This window comes from Bartonella sp. MU70NMGDW (assembly GCF_042194085.1).
Lineage (GTDB): Bacteria > Pseudomonadota > Alphaproteobacteria > Rhizobiales > Rhizobiaceae > Bartonella > Bartonella grahamii.
Genome location: NZ_JBHIMK010000372.1, coordinates 1 through 1,117, shown reverse-complemented (window position 1 = coordinate 1,117; position 1,117 = coordinate 1). Strand labels below are relative to the sequence as shown.

General features: G+C 32.1%; 1 protein-coding gene. It reads left to right on the top strand.

Going from position 1 to position 1,117, the window contains the following annotated elements; translation table 11 throughout:
• Window positions 1–300 (top strand): tRNA (adenosine(37)-N6)-threonylcarbamoyltransferase complex ATPase subunit type 1 TsaE (gene tsaE / locus ACFIKE_RS11060; protein WP_375649971.1); only part of this gene is annotated, 300 nt, incomplete at its 5' end.
• Window positions 301–1,117: the final 817 nt, after the last annotated feature.

The window sequence follows — 1,117 nt, the reverse complement described above, 5'->3', positions numbered from 1 at the left end:
GATGTTCCAAGCCCTACTTTTACTCTTGTGCAAAGCTATCAACTTCCACAGTTTGAAATTATTCATGCTGATCTTTATCGCCTTTCTATGGAAGAAGAAATTGATGAATTAGGGCTTCATGAAGCTCGTGAGAAAAATATTTTACTTGTTGAATGGCCAGAAAGAAGTACAGCTCTTTTAGAGCTCGCCACTTTTGCACTCACCTTACACTATAAAGAACATGGGCGTCATATAACACTCAGATCAGCAAAACATTCCATTGAACGTTTGCAACAGTCTTTTGCAATTCGTACATTTTAAAAAAAACATCAACATGAGCGTGGACATCATCATTTTTTAATTGATAATACCTCAGTACGTACCTATGAAATTTGAGATGATGAATAACACAAAGAAGTCCCTCATGGAGGCATCAACCATGCAGATGCCACGAAATACTGACTCTTTCATATAACGATGACATAAATTGCAAAAGACAGCCGTTAATTTATAGGAATTCATCAATTTATTTTAGAAAATGTTTTTTGCCTTTCATATTTTCGTTAAAGGCTTCGAAAAAAGTCTTTTGATTCTACAGAATAGTCTAAAGGAATTTTAAATTGAAGTGGTAACCTTTAAAAGAGCATTATATAATCTGTAGGGAATTGCTTGCTTCTTTCTGCTTAAAAATTGTAAACTTCAGAAAGGTAATTTGCAAAGTTCTTGCTTAGTTCTTGCTTAAAATCTCCTTTTATAATTGCTAAGGACTCCAAACAAAAATCTCCTTATTGCTAGCTTGATACTGCCTTTTTATGTGTTGAAAGCACTACCTATCTCAACAATCTTATCCAAAAAGAAAATACCTTTATGAAATTATCATTCACCCAATATTTTTGACGCGCATATAAGGAAAGAATTGCCTATATTTTTCATACAGGGCAATTGAATCATGTATAAAAGTACGAATTCTTAAATTTATCTAACATTTTGATTTTATTGTATTTTCATTACAATATATTGCAAAAAAGAATGTTTTAAAAAAGTCAAAAGGAGAGACAAAACTTCTCTCCTTTATAGTGATTATATGTGGAATTAACTAAGCCCATCTTTTATCCATTCAGAAAGACGTCCTTTAGAG